Source organism: Blautia massiliensis (ex Durand et al. 2017) (assembly GCF_001487165.1).
Classification (GTDB): Bacteria; Bacillota; Clostridia; order Lachnospirales; family Lachnospiraceae; genus Blautia_A; species Blautia_A fusiformis.
The window spans coordinates 2,869,567-2,892,865 of the sequence record NZ_LN913006.1; the positions used below are offsets into that span (position 1 = coordinate 2,869,567).

18 protein-coding genes are annotated in these 23,299 nt (G+C 44.5%); 17 read left to right on the forward strand and 1 reads right to left on the reverse strand.

Annotated features, from left to right (window positions below; translation table 11 throughout):
- Positions 1 to 247 precede the first annotated feature (247 nt).
- The 15 genes from BN3261_RS14195 (at position 248) to BN3261_RS14265 (ending at position 15,593) form a co-directional block, all read left to right on the forward strand.
- Positions 248 to 1,390: a tyrosine-type recombinase/integrase gene (locus tag BN3261_RS14195; protein ID WP_059086590.1), complete on the forward strand. Its 1,143-nt coding sequence runs from the start codon at positions 248 to 250 to the stop codon at positions 1,388 to 1,390.
- A gap of 394 nt (positions 1,391 to 1,784) precedes the next feature.
- The gene (locus BN3261_RS14200) at positions 1,785 to 3,341 is read left to right on the forward strand and encodes a DUF7601 domain-containing protein (protein WP_199874128.1); all 1,557 of its coding nucleotides are present in this window, start codon (positions 1,785 to 1,787) and stop codon (positions 3,339 to 3,341) included.
- Positions 3,342 to 3,352: 11 nt separating this feature from the next.
- Complete coding sequence (locus tag BN3261_RS14205) at positions 3,353 to 3,682, forward strand: hypothetical protein (protein ID WP_161209597.1); 330 nt, start codon at positions 3,353 to 3,355, stop codon at positions 3,680 to 3,682.
- A 42-nt stretch (positions 3,683 to 3,724) separates the two neighbouring features.
- Positions 3,725 to 4,270 (forward strand): signal peptidase I, encoded by a 546-nt coding sequence (gene lepB / locus BN3261_RS14210; RefSeq protein ID WP_110925826.1) that lies wholly within the window; start codon positions 3,725 to 3,727, stop codon positions 4,268 to 4,270.
- Positions 4,271 to 4,375: 105 nt separating this feature from the next.
- Complete coding sequence (locus tag BN3261_RS14215) at positions 4,376 to 5,356, forward strand: DUF7601 domain-containing protein (RefSeq protein ID WP_059086594.1); 981 nt, start codon at positions 4,376 to 4,378, stop codon at positions 5,354 to 5,356.
- Positions 5,357 to 5,386: 30 nt separating this feature from the next.
- Complete coding sequence (gene srtB, locus BN3261_RS14220; protein ID WP_059086595.1) at positions 5,387 to 6,160, forward strand: class B sortase; 774 nt, start codon at positions 5,387 to 5,389, stop codon at positions 6,158 to 6,160.
- 7 nt (positions 6,161 to 6,167) lie between these two features.
- On the forward strand, positions 6,168 to 6,953 hold the full coding sequence (locus BN3261_RS14225) for a Spy0128 family protein (RefSeq protein ID WP_022426561.1): 786 nt from the start codon (positions 6,168 to 6,170) through the stop codon (positions 6,951 to 6,953).
- A gap of 75 nt (positions 6,954 to 7,028) precedes the next feature.
- On the forward strand, positions 7,029 to 7,988 hold the full coding sequence (locus BN3261_RS17805; RefSeq protein ID WP_022426562.1) for an AP2/ERF family transcription factor: 960 nt from the start codon (positions 7,029 to 7,031) through the stop codon (positions 7,986 to 7,988).
- Between the two features lie 251 nt (positions 7,989 to 8,239).
- The gene (locus tag BN3261_RS14235; RefSeq protein WP_015526406.1) at positions 8,240 to 8,719 is read left to right on the forward strand and encodes a PTS sugar transporter subunit IIA; all 480 of its coding nucleotides are present in this window, start codon (positions 8,240 to 8,242) and stop codon (positions 8,717 to 8,719) included.
- A gap of 113 nt (positions 8,720 to 8,832) precedes the next feature.
- Positions 8,833 to 10,305, forward strand: coding sequence for a PTS transporter subunit EIIC (locus BN3261_RS14240; protein WP_059086596.1), 1,473 nt, complete (start codon positions 8,833 to 8,835; stop codon positions 10,303 to 10,305).
- 194 nt (positions 10,306 to 10,499) lie between these two features.
- Positions 10,500 to 11,600: a YibE/F family protein gene (locus BN3261_RS14245; protein WP_059086597.1), complete on the forward strand. Its 1,101-nt coding sequence runs from the start codon at positions 10,500 to 10,502 to the stop codon at positions 11,598 to 11,600.
- The gene (locus tag BN3261_RS14250; RefSeq protein ID WP_059086598.1) at positions 11,597 to 12,343 is read left to right on the forward strand and encodes a YibE/F family protein; all 747 of its coding nucleotides are present in this window, start codon (positions 11,597 to 11,599) and stop codon (positions 12,341 to 12,343) included. The genes BN3261_RS14245 and BN3261_RS14250 overlap by 4 nt, the downstream gene beginning before the upstream one ends.
- Before the next feature lie 418 nt (positions 12,344 to 12,761).
- On the forward strand, positions 12,762 to 13,199 hold the full coding sequence (locus BN3261_RS14255) for an Hsp20/alpha crystallin family protein (protein WP_015526401.1): 438 nt from the start codon (positions 12,762 to 12,764) through the stop codon (positions 13,197 to 13,199).
- Between the two features lie 404 nt (positions 13,200 to 13,603).
- The gene (locus BN3261_RS14260; protein WP_059086599.1) at positions 13,604 to 14,566 is read left to right on the forward strand and encodes a nucleoside hydrolase; all 963 of its coding nucleotides are present in this window, start codon (positions 13,604 to 13,606) and stop codon (positions 14,564 to 14,566) included.
- A 70-nt stretch (positions 14,567 to 14,636) separates the two neighbouring features.
- Positions 14,637 to 15,593, forward strand: a complete 957-nt coding sequence (locus tag BN3261_RS14265; RefSeq protein WP_059086600.1) for a 3'-5' exonuclease — start codon at positions 14,637 to 14,639, stop codon at positions 15,591 to 15,593.
- On the opposite strand, the gene BN3261_RS14270 is transcribed toward BN3261_RS14265, so the two are convergent.
- Positions 15,570 to 16,859: a D-alanyl-D-alanine carboxypeptidase family protein gene (locus BN3261_RS14270; RefSeq protein WP_059086601.1), complete on the reverse strand. Its 1,290-nt coding sequence runs from the start codon at positions 16,857 to 16,859 to the stop codon at positions 15,570 to 15,572. The two genes, BN3261_RS14265 and BN3261_RS14270, sit on opposite strands and share 24 nt — an antisense overlap.
- 791 nt (positions 16,860 to 17,650) lie before the next feature.
- On the opposite strand from BN3261_RS14270, the gene ileS reads away from it, so the two are divergent.
- Positions 17,651 to 20,815: an isoleucine--tRNA ligase gene (ileS, locus tag BN3261_RS14275; protein ID WP_059086960.1), complete on the forward strand. Its 3,165-nt coding sequence runs from the start codon at positions 17,651 to 17,653 to the stop codon at positions 20,813 to 20,815.
- Positions 20,815 to 23,277 (forward strand): glycogen/starch/alpha-glucan phosphorylase, encoded by a 2,463-nt coding sequence (locus BN3261_RS14280; RefSeq protein ID WP_059086602.1) that lies wholly within the window; start codon positions 20,815 to 20,817, stop codon positions 23,275 to 23,277. The genes ileS and BN3261_RS14280 overlap by 1 nt, the downstream gene beginning before the upstream one ends.
- The last annotated feature ends 22 nt before the right edge of the window (positions 23,278 to 23,299 follow it).

The following is a 23,299-nucleotide window of genomic DNA, read 5'->3' on the forward strand; positions in this document are numbered from 1 at the left end:
ACAATACTCTGTTTCTATAAAAATACCATAAATTTTTCGGAAATTCAAGGTGCAAGTTCCTGAAAACCGGCTTTTTTATCGTGGTTTTTCGCCATATTTTACGGATAATATAGGGCGCAAATATTGTGGTGTCCGAAAAAGGACACTATTCGCCGTCAGTGTCATCGTCAGAGGATAAAAGACCGGCGGATAAAAACTCTTATTTGTGAACAGACTATAAGATTCAGCATAACAGGAGGAAAGATCAATGAGCAGAAAAGGAGAAAACATTTACAAAAGAAAAGACGGACGATGGGAAGCCAGATATATCAAAGAGCATCGGATAAACGGAAGGATACACTATGGCTACTGTTACGGAAAAACATATCATGAAGCCAGAGATAAGGTCAATCAGGCACGTTATGCGCTGATGAATGATCAGCTTCTGCCCGTGAGAGGAAAACGGAATCGCTTTGCAGATTACTGTAATGAATGGCTGTATCTGAAACGAAGCAGCGTGAAACCATCCACTTTTGTAAAATATACAACGATCCTGGAAAAATATATCAGGCCTGATCTCGGGCAGTATTTTTCAGAGGCTGTTTCAGAAATACTTGTAGAACAATTCAGCTACAGGCTTGTCCATGAAAGAGGATTGTCACCAAAAACAGTGCGGGATATCCTTTCCGTGCTGCATTCCATTCTGAATTATACAACAAAGCAGAATCCACTGGCAAAACCGGTGGATATCGTATACCCCAGGCAGGATCGAAAAGAAATGCGTGTGCTGACCTGTGAAGAACAGAAAAGGTTTACGGAATATCTTTTACAGGACATGGATCCGTGTAAATTTGGGGTTTTGCTGGCATTGTTGACAGGATTGCGCATCGGAGAAGTATGTGCTCTGAAATGGGAAGATATTTCTCTGGAAAATAAAGTCATCTTTGTACGTCATACCATGCAGCGCCTGAAAAATCTCAATCCTGCAAGTGAAGAAAGGACCCGGATCATAACCGGGGTTCCTAAAAGTGGAAGGTCGGTAAGGATAATCCCCATGAACCAGGATATTGAAAAGCTCTGTAACAAATGGAGAGCAGATGATCTGGAAGCATATGTTCTGACCGGAAAAGCAGGGTATTTCCTAGAGCCCAGAACCCTGCAGTATCGCATGAGGCAATATACGAAAGATTGTAATCTGAAAAATGTTCATTTCCATACTTTGCGGCATAGTTTTGCGACACGGTGTGTGGAGGCCGGATTTGAGATCCGCAGTCTTTCGGAGATCCTGGGGCACTCCAGCACACGGATCACACTGGAATGTTATGTACATTCATCCATGAACCTGAAACGTAAAAATATGGAAAAACTGAAGATCGCAGATACCGTGGAAAAAGAATTTCCGGGAGCCTAAGTTTTTTAATAAACCGTCAAAAACCGCCGTCAGAGAAGAAAGAACCGTTGAATTTACACGGATCGCAGGGAATCTTTCACAGAGTATTGTGCTCTGCGAAAGAGCAGAAATACCGGCATGGACATGTAATGAGCAGTGCCTGTTTTTGACTGCCATAGCATACAAGAAGGAGGTTTGAAGTATGATACATAATCATTCATCTGGAAAACACCGTCTGTGGAGGAAGATCCTCGCAGTCTGTATTGCGTTTGCGATGATCTGCAGTGTTTCCATCTCAGCGTTTGCGGTAGAGGCCAGCAGTGAAACAGCCAATGAAAATGCTGAAACAGTACAGCCCGGATCAGAGGAGGAAGCAGAAGAGCTGACAGCCACAGAAGCGGAAAATGAGCAGTCGGTGGATGAATCGCAATCGGAAGAACCTGCGGTGACAACCGGAGATGAAAATACAGAGGAACCGGCAGATGTTATCGAAGCTCCATCTGAAGACACAGAAGAACCAACAGAGCCATCTGCAGAACCCGGCGAAGACACCGAACAACCCGCCGACCCCACTGTAACTGAGCTGCCGGAAGAGCCGACAGTTACGGAAGAGCCGAGTGTGACACCGGCGGAAGATGTGGATTCATCATCGGATGAGGTGCAGGATGTGGAGATGGAAGCGCAGGCGGCTAAATGGCTATGGCCAACAGCGACGCCTATACCTACAACACCAGCAGCATATTCTGGAAAAGCTGCGATTTATTATCTTTCTGACCCGGTAGGAGATCCATGGACAAATGATACAGGAGCATGGGCTCCATCAACGGAAACCAGTAACACTTTAGGAAGTATTAATACAGATGGGGCAACCTGGGAAGATGGTTATGTAGAAGATACAGTTTACAAAAATAAGAATATTAAATCAAATGTGTCGAAGTATATTGTCTCATGGCCGGATGGAAGTACAGGCACAACTTGGACAGTAAAGAGTGGAAATACGACTACTGATTCATATTTTACATTTATATTGAATTCAATCTGGGAGAATTACAAAAACACAATCAGTAAAGATACGGGAATTGATATTGATAGTCTTGACAAATCAGATATTCTTGAAATTAAATTAACTCCCCGTAAAATTTCACGTGATAACGGTGGAACATATCCGTACCATATAGACTGTGCATTAAGTATAAAAAGTAAAAAAGCATTTACTGCAAAATTCTGGGTAAAAGAGCCAGGTGCGACGGATTACACACAGGTTTATGCGAAAAACTATAAAACAGGTGATTATGTTGATAAAACAACAAAAGTTGCGATAGGCAGTACAAAAGATGTCAATGGATTAACCTACATTCTGGATGGATGGTATCCGGAAAGGGATCCAGAAGGAAATGATAGTAGCTCAAAAATCCTAGATGCAGGGTGGCCATATTCACCAAATGACGCAGAGTTGGCAGACGGTACCGTAAACTTCTACGCCCATTACACACTGCTTTATACATCAGTGAATATTAAAAAGCTTGTAACCGGAAGTATGGGAGATAAGAGTAAAAAATTCCATTTTACAGTTTCTGTAAAAAATGGAAATACGGATCTTTCATTTAAAATCAGTGATAAACCGTATTCAGGTTCAGCAGAAACTTCACTGTCTGATAAAGAGACAATAACATTGACAGATGTTCCGGTTGGAGCAACGGTGATAATTATAGAGGATGATTATAATAGTAGCAGATATAAGACTTCCTATAAGATAGACGGTAATTCTTCTGTTGAGAGTAGCAAGGCGAAAATAACCTCTATTTCGAGAATGGATAATAATGTGGCGCATCAAGTTGAATTCACCAACAACAAAGAAGCCATTCCGGACACAGGCGTGGATCTTAACTCAACACCATACATTCTGATGTTAGGTATTATGGCTACCGGAGCGGGTGTACTGTTGTTCGGGCGCAGGAAGCGTTGGAGCTGAAGGCGGTTGTGATGAAGAAGAAACAGTCAGGGAAAAAAGGAAATCGTGAGCCAAAAGCAGAGCAGTTTCCACAAACAGAGGCGTTAAATCATGAGCACGAAAAACTGAAAGAGTGGTTCCTGACAGTCAGGTTTCGGAAGGTGCTGTTTGGCGGAGTGGATGAAGTTCATCTCTGGAAAAAGCTGGAAGAGCTGAATCAGATTTATGAAACATCCTTAAGCGCAGAACGTGCACGGTATGATGCACTGATCGCTGACCATCAGAAAAGCTGTGATGCCATGATTCGCAAATATAAGGAACTTGCTGAAAGAGGGACTACCGGACAGGATACAAATGTCTGAACTGTTCACAGGATATAGTTCCAGAGAAGAGGTGCGGAGGTGATGCGTGCTGAAAAAGATCAAACCTGTTCTCAGACAATCCGGAAAAGAAGATATTCTACAGAAATAAAGGAAGGCTACATCCGTCTTTTCTGGCGGATCGTGTTGATCGTGGCCGTTGGCTGGCTGCTGTTTACACAGGTTTTTCTTATAGGCCAGGCACCGGATAATGAAATGTTCCCGGCAGTGGAAGCCGGAGATCTTCTCATCGGTTATCGGCTGGAACAGAATCTTGAAAAAGAAGATGTTGTCGTGTATGAAGCCGGCGGCAAAACTCACGTAGGGCGTATTCTGGGATGCGAAACCGACGTGATCACAATGGATGACACAGGAACGCTTCTCGTAAACGGAACAGCCCAGACAGGAAAAATTGCATTTCCTACATATGCAAAGGAAGGGATCACATATCCCTATACAGTTCCGGAAGGCAGTGTATTTATTCTGGGAGATTACCGAACCCATGCAAAAGACAGCCGTGAATTCGGCCCCATCTCCACAGAGGATGTAAAAGCAAAAGTGATCACTATACTTCGAAGAAGGGAACTGTAAAAAAAGTAACTGTTCTCCCATTTTCAGGAGAACATCACAGTCAAAATGTATAAGCTGCTTTTTATGAGCTTATAAATAAATTTATATTTCTAGGAGGATTTTCTTATGAAAAAGACAAAGAAACTGTTAGCATGTTTGATCGCAGTAGCCACCATGTTTACCATGGGAAGTACGGCGTTTGCGGCAGATGCAGGCACTACGTACACTGATCAGTCAACGGTTACTATTAAGAAAGCTTACAAGCTTACAAATGAGGGAACAACTTCTCCAGCAGAGACTTTCACATTAGTTCAGTATGGAGACGGAAAAGTAAAAGATAGCGAGGCAACTTCAGCTCCGGCACTTGGAACAATCACAGGTGCTGCATTTGCTGAGAATGCAGCGACTGTTCAGGGAGCAACTGGGGATATTACAGTTGCACTGCCTACTTATGAACATGTTGGTATTTATGAGTACACATTAAAAGAAAAAGATGATAATCATACAGCAGGTGTTACTTATTACGGAAATGACATTAAACTCGTTGTAACTGTTATTCAGGGAGAGAATGGAAAACTTCGTGTAGCAGCAGTTCATACAGAATCTGAAGGAAAAAAATCTGCTACATTTACAAATACCTACTCCGCAGGTAAATTAAACATTTCCAAAACAGTTAAAGGTAATCTTGGTGATCAGTCTAAATACTTCGAGTTCAAAGTAACCTTAACAGGTGAAAAGGGAAAAACATATGCTGGTTCTTATGCTGTATCCGGTGGTAGCAATACAGCAAATCCTGCATCCATTAGAATCGGTGAAGAAACAACATTCTTATTGAAACATGGCGAGACAATCAGCATTGCTAACCTTCCATATGGAGTATCCTATACTGTTACCGAGACAGCAGCAGATGGCTACACAACAACAAAGAGCGGTGACATAGGTAGTGTAAACGCAGCTAATCAGACAGCAGCATTCGAAAACAGTAGAAACGGTGAAGTTGACACCGGCATCAACCTTACAACCCTCCCATACATCCTCGTATTCGCAGGCGTGATCGTAATCGCAGGTGCAGCATTCATCACCAGAAGACGTAAATACGAAGACTAATGATCATCTAGGCAGCAGAGAGGAGGCAGTATGAACGCATCTAAGTTTTTTCTGAAAGCAGCCAACTCTCTGGTCACTGCCATTGTAGCATTGTTTCTGATCCTGGCGGCGGCGTATTCCGGGTATGCACTCTGGGATAACGCACAGGTCTATGGCGCTGTGGACGACATTCAGTCACAGCTCTTAAAACTGAAGCCCGACCCGGAACAGAAAGACGGAGGCGCTTCTTTTGAAGAGCTCCGAAAGATCAATCCGGACGTTTGTGGATGGATCACACTGGACCACACAAAGATCGACTATCCGATCCTTCAGGGAGAAGATAACCTGACTTACATCAATACCGATGTATACGGTGATTTTGCTTTGTCAGGAAGCATCTTTCTGGATTCCGGCTGTGACAGGAATTTTCAGGGGAAATATTCTCTTCTGTATGGTCATCACATGGCAGAGCATAAGATGTTCGGAGATCTGGATCTTTACAGAAAAAAGAAATTTTTTGACAAAAACACTACAGGTACACTGATTCTGCCTGACCGTTCCTACAAGCTGGAAATCTTTGCATGTATGCAGGTTTCCGCATCTGAGGATTCTATTTTTGCAACGGGAAAATGGCAGGCGGACACCAGCGGACTTGTGGATTTTGTCAGAAAAAACGCGGAACATGTCCATCAGCAGACGATGGACAACATTGGAAAGTCCGAAGATTTTTCCCAGATACTGGCAATGTCAACCTGCTCTTCGGAATTTACAGATGCAAGAACAGTTCTTCTGGCGGTAATGAAACCTTATTCGCCGGAGACGTAAGGAGGGGATGAAGACGAATATACGAAAATTTCCGGCAGTGCTCCTGCTTGCGGTTCTGTGCCTGACAGTTTTTCCGATTTCAGCTATGGCAGCTGGAGTTGCGGAAGTAAAGATTCCTGTCAGCGTGGAATTGTCAGGTGAGAAGCCATCTCCGGACGAAACTTATACGATCATTCTTCAGGGTGAGGACGAAGCACCCATGCCGGAAGAAAATACGATCACGATCACAGGTGCGGGGAAAGCAGAATTTCCTGCAGTGGAATATGCTGTTCCTGGCGTATACACTTACAGCGTTTCCCAGCAGCCTGGAAAGCTGGAAAACGGACATTATGACAATACCGTTTATTATGTGAAAGTAACAGTAACGAACGGAGAGTCCGGTGATCTGGAAGCAGTTGTGGTTGCACATACCGATGCACAGATGAACAGCGAGAAACAGGATATCGGCTTTGTGAATTCCTACGATCCTGTGGATACGCCGACACCTGTACCGGAAAATACACCGACACCACTTCCGGAAAAAACTCCGACTGCAGTGCCGACCAGAACTCCGGCAGCGACCATAACGAACACGCCGATAAAACCTGACAGCAATCCGCCTGCTTCCGGAACTTCTTCCTATACGGGAACTTCTTCCTATGCAGGAAATACTGGTTCCAGTCATGTAAAAGCTATGCCAAAAACAGGAGATAACACAAACATTGCAAAATGGATCGCAGTGATCTGCGTTTCCGGATGTGTGGTATTACTGGCAGCAGTATTTGTCAGAAGAAAAAAGAAAACGGATAAATAACAGGATCCGGACAGCGGTGCGGCAGGAAAAATTTCTACCGCATCGCTTTTTTTGACGAAATGTGAGGGACAGAGGATGGCAAACGGACTTAAACTGGAAGGTCAGAGATTTGGTCATCTGACGGTACTGAAAAAACTGGATGAGCGGGAAAACAGGTATGTTGTATGGCTGTGCAGATGTGATTGTGGAAATGAGATAAAAGTAAATACCAGACATCTGATGCGTGGGACTGTAAAGGACTGTGGATGTATTCCGGAAAACAGTGCCAAGAGAGGACCGGTGGCAGAAGACCTTACAGGCCGGCGTTTCGGGAAACTTGTGGCAGTAAAAAAACTGGAAAGTAAAAACGGCAGGACCAGGTGGGAATGTCGCTGTGACTGCGGGAATATGCATATTTCCACTGCACACAGCCTGAAAGCCGGAAAATGTACCAGCTGCGGTTGCGGCCATTATGTCAGAGGTCGCGGGATCACCGACATCAGCGGACAGCGTTTCGGGCGGCTGACTGCTCTCTATCATACAGATAAAAGGAGCAAAAAGGGCTCTGTGTTCTGGCATTGTCGGTGTGACTGCGGAAATGAAGTGGATGTGACAGAGGATGGCCTTCTTCATGGTAATTACAGAAGCTGTGGCTGTCTGAGACAGGAGATATGGAAGGAACTTCCCGGGCAGCTGCATATGGTAGATGGAACCTGTGTGGAGATGCTGGAAAAAAGAAAGCACCGCAGTGATAATACCAGCGGATTCCGTGGCGTCTATCAGCTGCGGAATGGAAAATACCGTGCTACCATCGGATTCAAGGGGAAACGATTTTATATCGGAACTTTTGTGGATTATCAGGATGCGGTCCAGGCCCGCCAGGAAGCGGAATCTACCATCCACGAAGGCTTTGTCCGCGCCTGGTACAGCTGGAACCGGCAGGCAGAAAAAGATCCCGGCTGGGCCAGAAATAATCCCCTGGTATACGAGATCCAACGGATCAACGGAGAGTTTCAGGTGACAACGAATATGAAAGAAAAAGAACTGCTGAAGTAAACTGAATATTCTCACATAAGCTGTCGCGTTAATGTGCTACAGCTTATTTTTTTGAAAAATACCGATAAAAATGTGGACAAAACCGAAAATAATGGTTAATATATACACATGCCTAAAAATCAAAAAATGAAAATTATACGAAATATATAATATAAACCCGGAACGGATAAAAAATATATAGACATATTTACAAATCGACATCGCGGATATCAATACCGGAAGAAGTGGTGAAATAACGGGAGGAAGAGAATATGCTGAAATTTTTTAAAGGAAAAGATAAAGGAAATTTAATCTATGCACCCTGCAAGGGTAGAGTGGTTCCCCTTGCGGAGGTTCCGGACCCTGTCTTTGCGGACAAGGTACTGGGTGACGGTTTTGCAGTGATCCCGGCAGACGGCAGGATATATGCTCCGGCAGACGGTGAGGTGGCAATGGTATTTGATACGCTTCATGCAGTTACGCTGACAAGCACTCAGGGCGCGGAAATACTGATACATATCGGACTGGATACAGTCACACTTAAGGGCGAACCCTTTAAAGCGCACGTTGCAGCAGGTGACAAGGTTAAAAAGGGTGATCTTCTGATAGAGGCTGATCTGGACAAAATTGAGAAAGCCGGTTTAAACACGATTATCCCGGTTCTGATCTGCAACACAGATGATTACGGAAAGATAAGCCTCCAGAAGGAGGGGGATGTTTCGGCGGATGAAGCCGTCCTCAAGCTTTCATGATCATCTTCATGCAGCTGACAGGCTTATAGCAGCCCGGAGATAGTAGCAATTTTCGGGGTGTTATAACCGGAGTAATCCGGTCAAATATATTTATTTTAAGGGAGGGGAAATATATGAAATTTCTTCAAAAACTGGGAAAAGCGTTAATGCTTCCAGTGGCAGTACTGCCGATCTGTGGTATCCTCATGGGTATCGGATACTGGTTATGTCCGGCAACTATGCAGGGTGGAGACATTCATGGCGCAGCCAATCTGATCGGTCTGTTTCTGGTTAAGGCAGGCGGAGCTCTGATCGACAACATGGCAATCCTTTTTGCTATCGGTGTTGGTGTCGGTATGTCAGAAAAGAATGACGGAACCGGCGGAATCGCTGCACTTGCATCCTGGCTGATGCTCACAACACTTCTTTCTACAGGATTTGTTACAACCATCATGCCATCAATCGCTGACAGTGCAACAAAAACTCTTGCGTTTGACAAAATTGCGAATCCTTTTATCGGAATCCTTGCCGGTATCATCGGATCTACATGCTATAACAAATTCAAGAGCACCAAACTTCCTGACTGGCTTTCCTTCTTCAGCGGCAAGCGCTGCGTAGCGATCATCGCAGGAGTGGTTTCCATTATCGTATCTGTTGTATTACTGTTTGTATGGCCATTACTTTTCAGTGCACTTGTAGCATTAGGAAAAGCAATCGCAGGTATGGATGTTGTTGGTGCAGGTATCTATGCATTCCTGAACCGTCTGTTGATCCCTACCGGATTACATCACGCACTGAACAATGTATTCTGGTTTGACACCATCGGACTTGGTGATCTTCAGCACTTCTGGGCAGGTGAAACCTCTGCAGATGTATCCTGGAGCCTTGGAATGTACATGTCCGGATTCTTCCCATGTATGATGTTTGGTATTCCTGGTGCAGCACTTGCAATGGTTAAATGTGCGAAACCTGCAAAGAAAAAAGTTGCCATCGGTCTTGTTGCATCTGCAGCGATCTGTGCATTTATCTGTGGTGTAACTGAGCCGTTCGAGTTTGGATTTATGTTCCTTGCTCCTGGCCTTTATGTAATTTATGCATTACTTTACGGTATCTTCACCATGATCACAGTTGCTCTTGGATTCCGTGCAGGCTTCAGCTTCTCTGCCGGTGCGATGGATTTACTTTTCTCATCCTCACTTCCGGCAGCACAGAAGACATTGCTCATCCTTCCTCTTGGAATTGCAGCATTTATCGTATTCTATGTTGTATTCCTTTTTGCCATCAAGAAATTTGATCTGAAGACTCCGGGAAGAGAAGACGATGACGATCTTGAGGCAGAGAAGAATATCGAGCTTGCAAATGATGACTATACTGCTATTGCCGCGAAGATCCTTGAAGGCTGTGGCGGAAAAGAGAACATCACAAGCATCGATAACTGCATCACAAGACTGAGACTTGAGGTTAAGGATATTACAGCTGTAAATGATAAGGTGATCAAATCTGCAGGTGTTGCAGGCGTGATCAAACCTGGAAAAACTTCTGTACAGGTTATTATCGGAACCAAGGTTCAGTTTGTTGCAGATGCATTTTCTGCGCTTTGTAAATAATGGCTTTTTTGAAGTCAGGTATTTGTTAAAATAATTATGGGGGCAGCAGCAGAACTGTAAAAACGGTTCTGCTGCTGTTTTTTGTATACCTTATATTGACCGATACTTTCAAAAAGCGTACAATGTTACTTCGATAAAAGGCAACCGGTCAGTGCGTTTACGATTGCAATATTTCTACAGGGGGAATGAAGTTAATGAAATCCTGCATATTTCACAAAAAATATCTTTTAGCCGGCATATATATTATTTTTGTTCTGTTTACCTGCTGTAATTCCCGATTTTATCATACACCGCTGGCAAAAATATGTTCCGTAACAGAAAAACAGACTCTGAGCAGAGAAGGAACCAGGGGCTCAAAAGAATATTACTATACTCAGAATATTACGGCACGGATATTAAACGGTTCGCATAAAGGGGAAAAAATAACGGTCTCTAATGAATATACATCTTCTCAGGTTCAGACCAAGAAATATCATAAAGGAGACACCGTTCTTTTAAGCGGTTCAAAGGAAAGCCCCGGAAAAACGATACGTTCTGTAAAAAGGGATGGGTATCTGGCATTACTGGCAGGAGGATTATTTTTTCTTCTGATCTGCATTACAGGAAAGCAGGGATTTTACACGATCATATCACTGATACTGAATACAGTCATATTTGCGTATGGATTTCAGGCTTTTACAGAAGGGAAAAATATTTTAAATATCTGTAATGTCATCGCAGTTCTTTTTTCACTGACTACATTGATCTGCTTAAATGGAATTCATAGAAAAACATTTTCCTCAGTTCTTTCAACACTGTGTGTTCTGTTTCTGATCATGGCATTGTTTGAATTTTCTATTTATATGTACGGAGATCTGGATTATTCCAATCTGGAATACCTTGGAAGTACAGGCAATTCAGCAGATATATTCTGGGCAGATATTATGCTGACAGGACTTGGTGCAATTATGGATGTGACGGTGACGATCAGCGCAGCAGTAGGAGAGATCGTGCGGAAAAATCCATCGGTTTCTCTGAGAAGACTGATACATTCCGGTCGTGAAATCGGATATGATATTATGGGAACCATGATAAATGTACTGCTGTTTGTTTTGGCAAGCGGCATGATTCCCATGTTCATACTTAAGATGAATAATGATATAAGCTTTGTAACGATCGTGAGATACCACATTCCATATGATATCTGTCGTTTTCTGATAGAAAGTATTGGAATTGTACTGGCAATACCGGTATCTGTTTTTATTGCTTCAGTGATTATGAAAATACCATCACGGAAAAGGGGTGTCAGAGAATGATCATTTTTCTTGCATTGATTTTAATTTTTCTGGTGATCTTGATTGGCGGAGAGCGTGGAGCCATGTCAATTATGACACTGGCGGGGAATATTGTAATTTTATTTTTTTCAATTATGCTGATGTCTGCCGGTTTTCCTGTACTGCTCCTGATATTGGTGGCAGGTGCAGGTGTCTGTTATATTTCTCTGTTTTATCAGAACGGAAATAATCCAAAGACGCGGGCGGCTTTTCTGGCTACACTGCTGGTAATGTTACTTTTGTTTATTCCGATTTATATTATTACATGGAGATCAGGAAGTTACGGGTTAAATGAGCTGCAGATTTCGGAAGACGATTTTATGTATTATTACAGTACGGACCTTCATATTAACATGCTTCATGTAGGAATATTTGTAACTGTTTTCAGTACTCTTGGGGCTGTTATCGATACAGCATTATCTGTAACATCTTCTGTATATGAAGTCTGGACTCATAAAAACAGTCTGACAGCGAAAGAGCTTACAGCTTCTGGCTATCAGGTTGGGAAAGAAATTATCGGTACAACGGTAAATACGTTGCTGTTTGCTTATCTTGGAGGAACTATTTTATTATTTTCATACATTCAGACACAGCAATATAGCCTAGAGATCATTCTTAATTCCCAGTTCCTATTCCAGGATGTTGCAGCCATGCTATCTGGTGCGGTAGCCTGCCTTATTACCGTCCCGGTATCGATTAAATGTATTATTCGACAGATCTCATGAAGCATATCTCCACTGCACTGAATACGGAATCCATGGTCCCGATACAGATGTTCTTTTCTGTATTCAGCAGACGTGGGCTCTTTTTTATGAAAGCAGTTATTATATTTATGTATTTATGGGAGTGTTTTTTCAGGCAGTTCCATTTCTGATCCTGGGAGTCCTTCTATCTTCGGCGCTTAAGACATATGTATCGGAAAAATGGATCGTAAAATTACGGAAAATGTGAAGAAAGTGTGAAATTAGCACTCACCTCTTGACAGTGCTAATAATGCGTGTTATAGTACATACAGAACAAAGGAAGAGAGAAAAAAGAAATCTTCCGGAGAAAGTTCTTACAGAATTTGCAGATGTTTTCAGAAACAGTAAATTAAAAACGCCTGCGCAGCACGCAGCGAATATAGATCAGGAGGAATGAGTTATGTTAATGCCAAGTATTTTCGGAGAAGATTTATTTGATGATTTTATGGGATATCCGACAGGCCGTCAGGCAGCTGCCAATGCTTATCCTCAGGTGAAGGATATGATGAAGACAGATATCCGTGATGTAGATGGCAATTATGAACTGGAGATCGATCTTCCGGGATTTAAGAAAGAGGATGTGAAGATCCAGCTGAAGAATGGTTATCTGAACATTCAGGCAACCAGAGAAGAGAAGAAGGACGAGAAGGATGATAAAGGTAAATATGTTCGCAGAGAACGTTATACAGGAACCTGCAACAGAAGCTTTTATGTAGGCTCGAGCATTAAGCATGAAGATATCCATGCGAAATATGAGAACGGAATCCTTCATGTAACCTTCCCGAAGGAAGAGACCAAGAAAGAAGCAGAAGAGAAGAAATTTGTTTCTATTGATTGATCAGCATTTATTGTGAAGCCCCGGTACTGGATTGCAAGCTCCGGGTGATGGGATATAGCATAATAACAATATCCGGAACAACCCAAACGGATATTGCAAATATTAAAGCTCCAAATTGCACATTGCATTTGTTTATATAAATGAATATAACCCCCTTTTTTCCACCCCTCTGCCAATGTCCGGCAGAGGGGTTCTTTACGTTTCAGCCTGAAGTACAGAGGTGAATTCTGATTACTGTTTACTGGTAATATTCCGCGAAGCGTGTTGCTGAGAACGGAGTGAACAGTAACGAATTCTGATTAACTTTACACTCTTTCCTCACTCTGTTATACTTGGAACAGGTAAACAGCGGAAATTCGGCAATACTATAAAATTGGGGAAAGAGTTTTCACAGAGGTGAATATATGGGAGATAAGATCAAGGTTATCATGGACTGTGATCCCGGAATCGATGACGGGATCGCACTGGCATATGCGGCAGCACATCAGGATGAACTGGAGCTGCTTGCAGTGACGACATCTGCAGGAAGTACCAGGATAGAAAGAGTGACCCAAAATGCACTGAAGCTGGTGGATTTTTACGGACTGAAGGTTCCGGTGGCAGGAGGCCAGGATCGTCCTCTTGTGAAAGCGGCAATTTATGCGGAAGAATTCCACGGAGAGACAGGGCTTGGCCATTGCGTACTGCCGGAAGCAAAATCAGAGGCTGCTTCTGATAATGCAGTGCTTTTTATACGTGATATTCTGAATGCCATTCCTGAGGGCGAGCAGGTAGTAATGATCGAAACTGCACCAATGACTAATCTTGCACTTCTGTTGAAGGTTTTTCCTGAAATAAAGAATAAGATCAGAAAAATTGTATTTACAGGCGGCGCAGCAAAAGGCGGAAACATCACACCGGCAGCGGAATTCAACATCTACGCAGATCCGGAGGCGGCAAAGATCGTATTCGATTCCGGAATCCCACTGATCATGTGTGGACTGGATGCTACCCTGAAATGTAATCTCACCAGAAACCAGATTATGAAGCTGTGCCAGTCCGGTGATCCGGCAGCCAGAGCCTGTGGAGATATGGCTGGCTACGTACTTGAAAATTTTTCCAAATATCGCTGCGTGGCAAGTATCCATGCTGCTGTACCGTTTATGTATCTCATCCATCCGGAGTTCTTTAAAACAGAAAAAGTATTCCTGGATGTGGAGTGTTCAGACGGTGCCGGACGGGGTGCCACATTATGCGATTTCCGCTGGTGGCTACACGAAGAAGACGAAATGAAAGATATGATTCTGACAGATGCAGATACAGAAAGCTTCCAGCAGGAGCTGTTTGAAGCGATTTATTCTGTGTCCGAATGCAAAAATATGAAATAGCCGGACAACGATCCGGAAACAGCTGCATTTATGAAGCAGCTGAGCAGTCAGATAAGAGGACAGAAAACCCATGAACTATATTGTATTTGACCTGGAATGGAACCAGAATCCGGATGGAAGAAGACATCCGGACAGTCGGCTCCCGTTTGAGATCATAGAGATCGGGGCAGTAAAATTAAATGAAAAAAGAGAGATCGTTGATACCTTTCAGTGCCTGATCAAGCCCAAAGTGTACCACTGGATCCACGACAGTATCCACGAAGTGATCCACGTGGATTATCATGAACTGGAAAAAGGCATCCCTTTTCCAAGGGCAATCCGCAGATTTCTGGAATGGTGCGGGGAGGAGTATCGCTTTTTTACCTGGGGAGACCAGGATGTGATGGAACTTCAGCGCAATATGAAATACTATAATCTTCTGAAGCTGATGCCAGGGCCGGTGCATTACTACGATGTGCAGAAACTTTTCAGCATAAAATTCGAGGACGGAGTATCCAGGCGATCTCTGGAATATGCTACAGATTATCTGGAACTTCCCAAAAACCGGGATTTTCACCGGGCACTGGCAGACGCCAGCTATACTGCCAGGATACTCCTGGAGATCGATGAAGCCTGCATGATCCGCCATCCGTCCCTGGATGTATATCAGAATCCAAAATCCAGAGACAGCGAGATCTATATTTCTTATACAGACCATGACAAGTTTGTGTCCAGGGAATTTGTATCAAAGGAGCGTCTGATGAAGGACCGTACCATGGTAAGTACCATGTGTCCTATTTGCAGATGCCCTGCCAAGAGGAAGATCCGCTGGTTCAGTACCAACAATTCCAAGGTGTATTACAGCCTTGCCCTTTGCCATGAGCATGGACCTGTTGCCGGAAAGATCCGGATCCGAAAAACCGATGAGGGAAAATATTTCGGGGTGAAGACCCTGAGAGCAGAAGATACAGAAGCGGCGGATGAGATCCGTGAAAAGCACGAATCTCTCCGCCGCAGGAAAATGTTACGAAGCCAGGAGAAGATCTGATACGATGTTTCGTTCGTATTGCATTCCCCATCCGACCATTTGTTTCTTATAATAATATTTGCTTTTCAGACGCAGTGGGCCGACAGCATTCTGAAGAACGGCCTGGCGTTTGTTAAGCTGTGATTTTTTGATACCTTTTGGAAGAGTCACATAAACCTTTGTCTGATAATAAAACGGATAGGTGTTTCCGTTATTCTTAAGGATATATTTGTCACAAGGGAGTACCTTAAACGGGACTGGCTCCATGGACACCTTCATATCCACCTTTTCAAAATTTTCAAAACCATAATTAAAAAGAGAAGCGGTATCGCTGTAAGCATTTGCCGCGGAAGTAGAATTCAGGATCACGGCTACCAGCGTTATATTTCCTCGTTTGCAGTAGGTGACAAGTGTGTTGCCGGATGCATCCGTGTAACCTGTTTTTCCGCCACGGACGCCTTCATAATAATATTCGCCGTTTTTCATCATCTTGTGATGATTGAGCAGCTGGCGGGCTTCCGCAAATTTATTGGTAGGCGGGATCTCGTAATAACGTTTGGTGCAGTATCGCCGGAAAAGAGGATTTAGCCAGGCGGATTTGGCGATCTTTGCCATGTCGGAGGCTGTAGTGTAATGATTCTCATCCGGAAGACCGTTGGGATTGTTAAAGTGTGTGTTCTTGCAGCCAAAAAGCTTGGCGCGCCAGTTCATGAGTTCTGCGAATTTCTTTACAGAGCCGGAAACTTCTTCCGCAACGGCGACAGACATTTCATTAGCGGACTGGAGCATGACAGCCATCAGGGCCTGATCCCTGGTGAATTTTTCACCGGGAGCAGCATAAATACTGGAATCTCCGGCAGTTACACTGGTGGAAGCTTTTTCAGATACGGTAATGTTTGTCTTAGCATTCAGATTTTCACAGGCAAGCAGTGTAGTCAGGATCTTCGTGATGCTGGCAGGGTAGAGCTGTGTGTCCGCATTTTTGGAATAAAGAACGGCTTCTGTATTTACATCCATAAGGACTGCAGCCTGTGCTTCGATGCCGGGACCTTTGGGCCACCCGTCAATGGAATCGGTGTCGGCAGCCTGTGAATAATAGCTGGAGTGGGCAGGCGTGACTGCTGCGGCCTGACCATCAGGAACCGGTGTGGCAGTGACGATAGGATCACCATATTCATCGTATCCATAGGCAGCCGCCGCGCAGGGAGCTGCGCCTGTGAGCAGGATCCCTATGCCGAGAATGCCTGCAAAGATCCGGCGCAAGGATTGTTTTTTCATATTTTTCATAACAAGATACCTTTCAGTGATAAATCCGGGCGAGAAGGTTATTATTCATTTGAGAATCAGTAACCGAAAAAATCTTGCCCGTTTTGTGATGAGGTGCAGTATTTCATTAATTATAGCATTGTATTAATGAAACGCTGTATTTTTGCCCTCAAGATTCTGTAGTAGTATACCACTTTCCTCCCGGAAAAACCACTTGCAGTCTGTGAAAATTCCATTAAGAAGAAGTGAACAGACATATAATAAGAAAAATCCATGAAAACACTTGACATATGGATTTTCCCCAACCTATAATAGACAGCGTATATAGAAAAAGCTGTGATGGAGACAGTAGGCCATATAGAAAGCTTGCAGCGAACCGGGGATGGTGTGAGCCCGGGACGAGTAAATATGGCGGAATATCACTCCTGAGCTTCAGTTCCGAAGTTGTCCGGCAGCAGCCGGAAGAATATCTGATATACAGATGATCATTAAGTAAGAACTGACGGATTTCCTCCGTTACAGGGAACATATATCGGCAGATACAAAGAATTGTCCGCCATGAACAGACATGGAACAACAGCCCGCGCCATAACACAGAGCATAAGAACACAGCAGAAGACGCAGGGATCCGGACACAGGCCCGTATAATGTAACAGGTGGTACAGCGAATCAGACTTCGTCCTTTTACAGGATGGGGTCTTTTTTTATAAGTGCCCGAAGCATTGGCACGAACAGGTATCTGTGAAGAAACAATCCGCTGTGGCCTTACAGATGAGGCAGCAGCCAGTAATCAGACACAGGAGGTAAATATTGTGTATCGTAAAGTTGACACGAATCTGAATTTTGTTGACCGTGAAAAAGAAGTCGAGAAATTCTGGAAAGACAACAAGATTTTTGAAAAGAGTATGGACAGCCGTAAAGAGGGCGAGACATACACATTCTATGACGGACCGCCTACCGCAAATGGTAAGCCACATATCGGACACGTTCTGACACGAGTTATCAAGGATATGATCCCGAGATACCGTACAATGAAGGGGTACATGGTTCCGAGAAAAGCAGGATGGGATACTCACGGACTTCCGGTTGAGCTTGAGGTTGAGAAGAAGCTTGGCCTTGACGGCAAGGAGCAGATCGAGGAGTACGGAATGGAGCCGTTCATTCAGCAGTGTAAGGAGAGCGTATGGAAATACAAGGGAATGTGGGAGGATTTCTCATCTACCGTTGGTTTCTGGGCTGACATGGAGCATCCGTATGTAACATACGACAACAATTTCATCGAGTCCGAGTGGTGGGCGCTGAAAGAGATCTGGGAAAAAGGTCTTCTTTATAAAGGCTTTAAGATCGTTCCTTATTGCCCACGCTGCGGAACTCCTCTTTCCGCACAGGAGGTTTCTCAGGGCTACAAGACTGTTAAAGAGCGCTCTGCGATCGTACGTTTCAAGGTTGTTGGTGAGGACGCATACTTCTTGGCATGGACAACAACACCATGGACACTTCCATCCAACGTTGCACTTTGTGTAAACCCGGATGAGATCTACTGTAAGGTAAAAGCAGCAGATGGTTATACCTACTACATGGCAGAAGCACTTCTGGACAAGGTTCTCGGCAAGCTTGCAAAGGATGATGAGCCTGCATATGAGATCCTTGAGAAATATAAAGGAACAGACCTTGAGCGCAGAGAATATGAGCCGCTTTTTGCATGTGCAGGAGAGGCAGCAGCAAAACAGCACAAAAAAGCTCATTTCGTAACCTGTGACAACTACGTTACCATGAGTGATGGTACCGGTATCGTTCATATCGCACCTGCATTTGGTGAGGATGACAGCCGTGTCGGACGTGAGTATGACCTTCCGTTCGTACAGTTCGTAGACGGACAGGGCAACATGACCAAAGAGACACCATACGCAGGTGTATTCGTAAAGAAAGCGGACCCGATGGTCCTCACAGACCTTGACAAAGAGGGCAAGCTTTTTGACGCACCGAAATTCGAGCATGATTATCCGCACTGCTGGAGATGTGACACACCGCTTATCTACTATGCACGTGAGTCCTGGTTCATCAAGATGACTGCAGTAAAGGATGATCTGATCCGTAACAACAATACTATCAACTGGATTCCAGAGAGCATCGGTAAGGGTCGTTTCGGTGACTGGCTTGAGAACGTTCAGGACTGGGGTATTTCCAGAAACCGTTACTGGGGAACACCACTGAACATCTGGCAGTGTGAGTGCGGACATATGGAATCCGTAGGAAGCCGCCAGGATCTCTATGAGAAGAGTGGTGACGAGCGTGCGAAGACCATCGAGCTTCACCGTCCATACATTGATGATATCACCATGAAGTGTCCGGACTGCGGCAAGACCATGCACCGTGTACCGGAGGTAATCGACTGCTGGTTCGATTCCGGAGCAATGCCTTTTGCACAGCATCATTATCCATTTGAGAATAAAGACCTGTTCGAGCAGCAGTTCCCGGCAGACTTCATCTCCGAGGCTGTTGACCAGACAAGAGGATGGTTCTACTCCCTTCTTGCTGAGTCCACACTGCTTTTCAATAAGGCTCCGTATAAGAATGTAATCGTTCTGGGACATGTACAGGATGAGAACGGACAGAAGATGAGTAAGTCCAAGGGAAATGCAGTAGATCCGTTTGATGCACTGAACAAATACGGTGCAGATGCGATCCGCTGGTATTTCTACATCAACAGTGCTCCATGGCTTCCGAACCGTTTCCATGGCAAGGCAGTTGTAGAGGGACAGAGAAAGTTCATGAGCACTCTGTGGAACACCTACGCATTCTTCGTACTGTATGCGAACATTGACAATTTTGATGCAACTAAATATACTTTAAATTACGATAAGCTTCCGGTTATGGATAAATGGCTGCTCAGCAAGCTGAATACCATGGTGAAGACTGTCGATGCGGATCTTGATTCCTACAAGATTCCGGAGGCTGCAAGAGCACTCCAGGAATTTGTTGACGATATGAGTAACTGGTATGTAAGAAGAAGCCGTGAGCGTTTTTGGGCAAAGGGCATGGAGCAGGATAAGATCAATGCTTACATGACACTTTACACAGCACTGGTAACAGTTGCCAAGGCTGCAGCTCCGATGATCCCGTTCATGACTGAGGATATCTACCAGAACCTTGTAAGAAGCATTGATGCAGACGCTCCGGAGAGTATCCATCTCTGCGATTACCCGGAGGTAAACGAAGCATGGATCGACAAGGATCTTGAGGCAAACATGGAAGAGCTTCTTGAGATCGTTGTTCTCGGACGTGCATGCAGAAATACCGCAAATATCAAGAACCGTCAGCCGATCGGAACCATGTATGTAAAAGCTGAGAAAGCTATGGATAAATTCTACACAGATATCATCGCAGATGAGCTTAACGTAAAAGAAGTGAAATTCGCAGATGATGTAGAGTCCTTCATTTCCTACAGCTTCAAGCCGCAGCTTCGTACAGTAGGACCGAAATACGGCAAGCTTCTGAACGGCATCCGTACCGCACTCTCCGAGATCGACGGAACCGCAGCAATGAAAGAGCTGAGAGATAATGGTGTTCTCGTTCTTGACATTGCCGGAAACAGAGTCGAGCTTGCAGAGGAAGACTTATTGATCGAAACAGCCCAGAGCGAGGGCTATGTGACAGAGACAGACGGTGAGACATCCGTTGTCCTTGATACAAACCTTACACCTGAACTGATCCAGGAGGGCTTTGTCCGCGAGATCATCAGCAAGGTTCAGACCATGCGTAAAGAGGCTGGTTTCGAAGTCATGGACAAGATCATTGTCTATGCAAAAGATAACGATAAGATCATGGATATCATGAAAGCAAACCAGGATGAGATCAAACGTGAAGTACTGGCAGAAAACATTATTCTGGGAGAAGCAGAGGGTTACACCAAGGAGTGGAACATCAATAAAGAGGCTGTAACACTGGGAGTATCCAAAGTACAGGAGGAAAACTAATGATTGACAAGCAGTTTGAGAAAGAGGAATTCAAAAAAAGTGTAAAAGAAAACGTAAAATTCCTTTATCGAAAAACACTGGAAGAGGCTACACAGGAGCAGATCTTTCAGGCTGTAAGCTACACTGTGAAGGACGTGATCATTGACAACTGGCTCAAGAGCCAGAAGGCGTATGAAAAACAGGACCCGAAGATTGTATATTATATGTCCATGGAGTTCCTTATGGGCCGTGCCCTTGGAAACAACCTGATCAACCTTGGTGCATACGGTGAGGTTAAGGAGGCTCTTGAGGAGCTTGGACTTGACATTAACTGCATCGAAGACCAGGAGCCGGATCCGGCTCTTGGAAACGGTGGACTCGGAAGACTGGCAGCATGCTTCCTGGATTCCCTTGCAACTCTGAACTACTGTGCATACGGATGCGGAATCCGTTACCGTTATGGTATGTTCAAGCAGGAGATCCGTGACGGTTATCAGGTAGAAGCACCGGATAACTGGCTGAAGAACGGCTATCCTTTCGAGCTCCGTCGTCCGGAGTATGCAAAAGAGGTTCATTTCGGCGGATATGTACGTGTTGAGTGGGATCCGGTGAAGAACGAGAATAAATTCATCCATGAAGGATATCAGGCAGTTAAGGCTGTTCCTTACGATATGCCGATCACAGGTTATAACAACGATGTTGTAAACACACTTCGTATCTGGGATGCAGAGCCGATCGTAGACTTCAACCTTGACTCTTTTGACAAGGGTGATTATCACAACGCAGTAGAGCAGGAGAACCTTGCACGTACTATCGTAGAGGTGCTTTATCCGAATGATAACCATATGGCAGGTAAAGAGCTTCGTCTGAAACAGCAGTACTTCTTCGTATCTGCCAGCCTTCAGGCAGCGATTGCCAAATACAAAAAAACACACGACGACATTACCAAGCTTCATGAGAAGGTTGTATTCCAGATGAATGATACTCATCCGACAGTTGCAGTTGCAGAGTTGATGCGTATTCTTATCGATGAGGAAGGTCTTGGCTGGGATCAGGCATGGGATATCACAACAAAATGCTGTGCTTACACCAACCACACCATCATGTCCGAGGCACTTGAGAAATGGCCGATCGAGCTGTTCTCCAGACTGCTTCCGCGTGTATACCAGATCATCGAGGAGATCAACCGTCGTTTCATTCTTGAGATCCAGCAGAAATATCCTGGAAACTTCGAGAAGATCAAGAAGATGGCGATCATCTATGACGGACAGGTTAAGATGGCTCACCTTGCGATCGTTGCAGGCTACTCTGTAAACGGTGTTGCACGCCTTCATACCGAGATCCTCAAGAATCAGGAGCTGAAGGATTTCTATGAGATGATGCCTGAGAAGTTCAACAATAAAACAAACGGTATCACACAGAGACGTTTCCTTGCTCATGGAAACCCGCTTCTGGCTGACTGGGTAACAGACAAGATCGGACCGGACTGGATCACAGATCTTTCCCAGCTTTCCAAGCTTAAAGTTTACGCAGACGATGAGAAGGCTCTTCAGGAGTTCATGACCATCAAGTTCAAGAACAAAGAGCGTCTTGCAAAATATATCCTGGAGCACAATGGTGTTGAGGTTGACCCGCACTCTATCTTCGATATCCAGGTTAAGAGACTTCATGAGTACAAACGTCAGCTTCTTAACATCCTGCATGTGATCTATCTGTACAACCAGATCAAGGCACATCCGGAGATGGATTTCTATCCAAGAACATTTATCTTTGGTGCAAAAGCTTCCGCAGCTTACGCACGTGCAAAGAAGATCATCAAGCTGATCAACTGTGTGGCAGATGTTGTAAACAATGATGCTTCCATCAACGGTAAGCTGAAGGTTGTATTCATCGAGAACTACCGTGTATCCAACGCTGAGATCATCTTTGCGGCAGCAGATGTTTCCGAGCAGATCTCCACAGCAAGTAAAGAGGCTTCCGGTACAGGTAACATGAAGTTCATGCTGAACGGTGCTCCGACACTTGGAACCATGGATGGTGCTAACGTTGAGATCGTACAGGAGGTTGGCGAGGAGAATGCATTTATCTTCGGTATGAGCTCCGACCAGATCATCAACTATGAGAACAACGGCGGTTACGATCCGGACTTCATCTACAACACAGATCCGGAGATCCGTCAGGTACTGATGCAGCTGATCAACGGAACCTTCTCCAGCGATACAGAGATGTTCCGTGACATCTACAATTCACTTCTCGACAAACGCAACATGCCGAGACCTGACCAGTACTTCATCCTTGGCGACTTCCGTTCCTATGCAGAGGCACAGAAGCGTGTTGAGGAAGCATATAAGGATGAGAAACGCTGGGCTAAGATGGCACTTCTCAATACAGCATGCAGCGGTAAGTTCACATCCGACAGAACTATCCAGGAGTATGTAGATGATATCTGGCATCTGGATAAGGTTATTGTGAAAGAGAACTAAGATATAGAAAGTAATCTGCAAA

What these genes read in the sequence shown, in the direction of transcription:
- BN3261_RS17805 (WP_022426562.1), top strand. Translation starts at nt 7,029, where the DNA reads ATGGCAAACGGACTTAAACTGGAAGGTCAGAGATTTGGTCATCTGACG.
- BN3261_RS14265 (WP_059086600.1), top strand. Translation starts at nt 14,637, where the DNA reads ATGAACTATATTGTATTTGACCTGGAATGGAACCAGAATCCGGATGGA.
- BN3261_RS14195 (WP_059086590.1), top strand. Translation starts at nt 248, where the DNA reads ATGAGCAGAAAAGGAGAAAACATTTACAAAAGAAAAGACGGACGATGG.
- BN3261_RS14235 (WP_015526406.1), top strand. Translation starts at nt 8,240, where the DNA reads ATGCTGAAATTTTTTAAAGGAAAAGATAAAGGAAATTTAATCTATGCA.
- BN3261_RS14215 (WP_059086594.1), top strand. Translation starts at nt 4,376, where the DNA reads ATGAAAAAGACAAAGAAACTGTTAGCATGTTTGATCGCAGTAGCCACC.
- BN3261_RS14280 (WP_059086602.1), top strand. Translation starts at nt 20,815, where the DNA reads ATGATTGACAAGCAGTTTGAGAAAGAGGAATTCAAAAAAAGTGTAAAA.
- BN3261_RS14240 (WP_059086596.1), top strand. Translation starts at nt 8,833, where the DNA reads ATGAAATTTCTTCAAAAACTGGGAAAAGCGTTAATGCTTCCAGTGGCA.
- lepB (WP_110925826.1), top strand. Translation starts at nt 3,725, where the DNA reads ATGCGTGCTGAAAAAGATCAAACCTGTTCTCAGACAATCCGGAAAAGA.
- BN3261_RS14245 (WP_059086597.1), top strand. Translation starts at nt 10,500, where the DNA reads ATGAAATCCTGCATATTTCACAAAAAATATCTTTTAGCCGGCATATAT.
- BN3261_RS14270 (WP_059086601.1), bottom strand. Translation starts at nt 16,859, where the DNA reads ATGAAAAATATGAAAAAACAATCCTTGCGCCGGATCTTTGCAGGCATT.
- BN3261_RS14260 (WP_059086599.1), top strand. Translation starts at nt 13,604, where the DNA reads ATGGGAGATAAGATCAAGGTTATCATGGACTGTGATCCCGGAATCGAT.
- BN3261_RS14250 (WP_059086598.1), top strand. Translation starts at nt 11,597, where the DNA reads ATGATCATTTTTCTTGCATTGATTTTAATTTTTCTGGTGATCTTGATT.
- srtB (WP_059086595.1), top strand. Translation starts at nt 5,387, where the DNA reads ATGAACGCATCTAAGTTTTTTCTGAAAGCAGCCAACTCTCTGGTCACT.
- BN3261_RS14225 (WP_022426561.1), top strand. Translation starts at nt 6,168, where the DNA reads ATGAAGACGAATATACGAAAATTTCCGGCAGTGCTCCTGCTTGCGGTT.
- BN3261_RS14205 (WP_161209597.1), top strand. Translation starts at nt 3,353, where the DNA reads ATGAAGAAGAAACAGTCAGGGAAAAAAGGAAATCGTGAGCCAAAAGCA.
- BN3261_RS14255 (WP_015526401.1), top strand. Translation starts at nt 12,762, where the DNA reads ATGTTAATGCCAAGTATTTTCGGAGAAGATTTATTTGATGATTTTATG.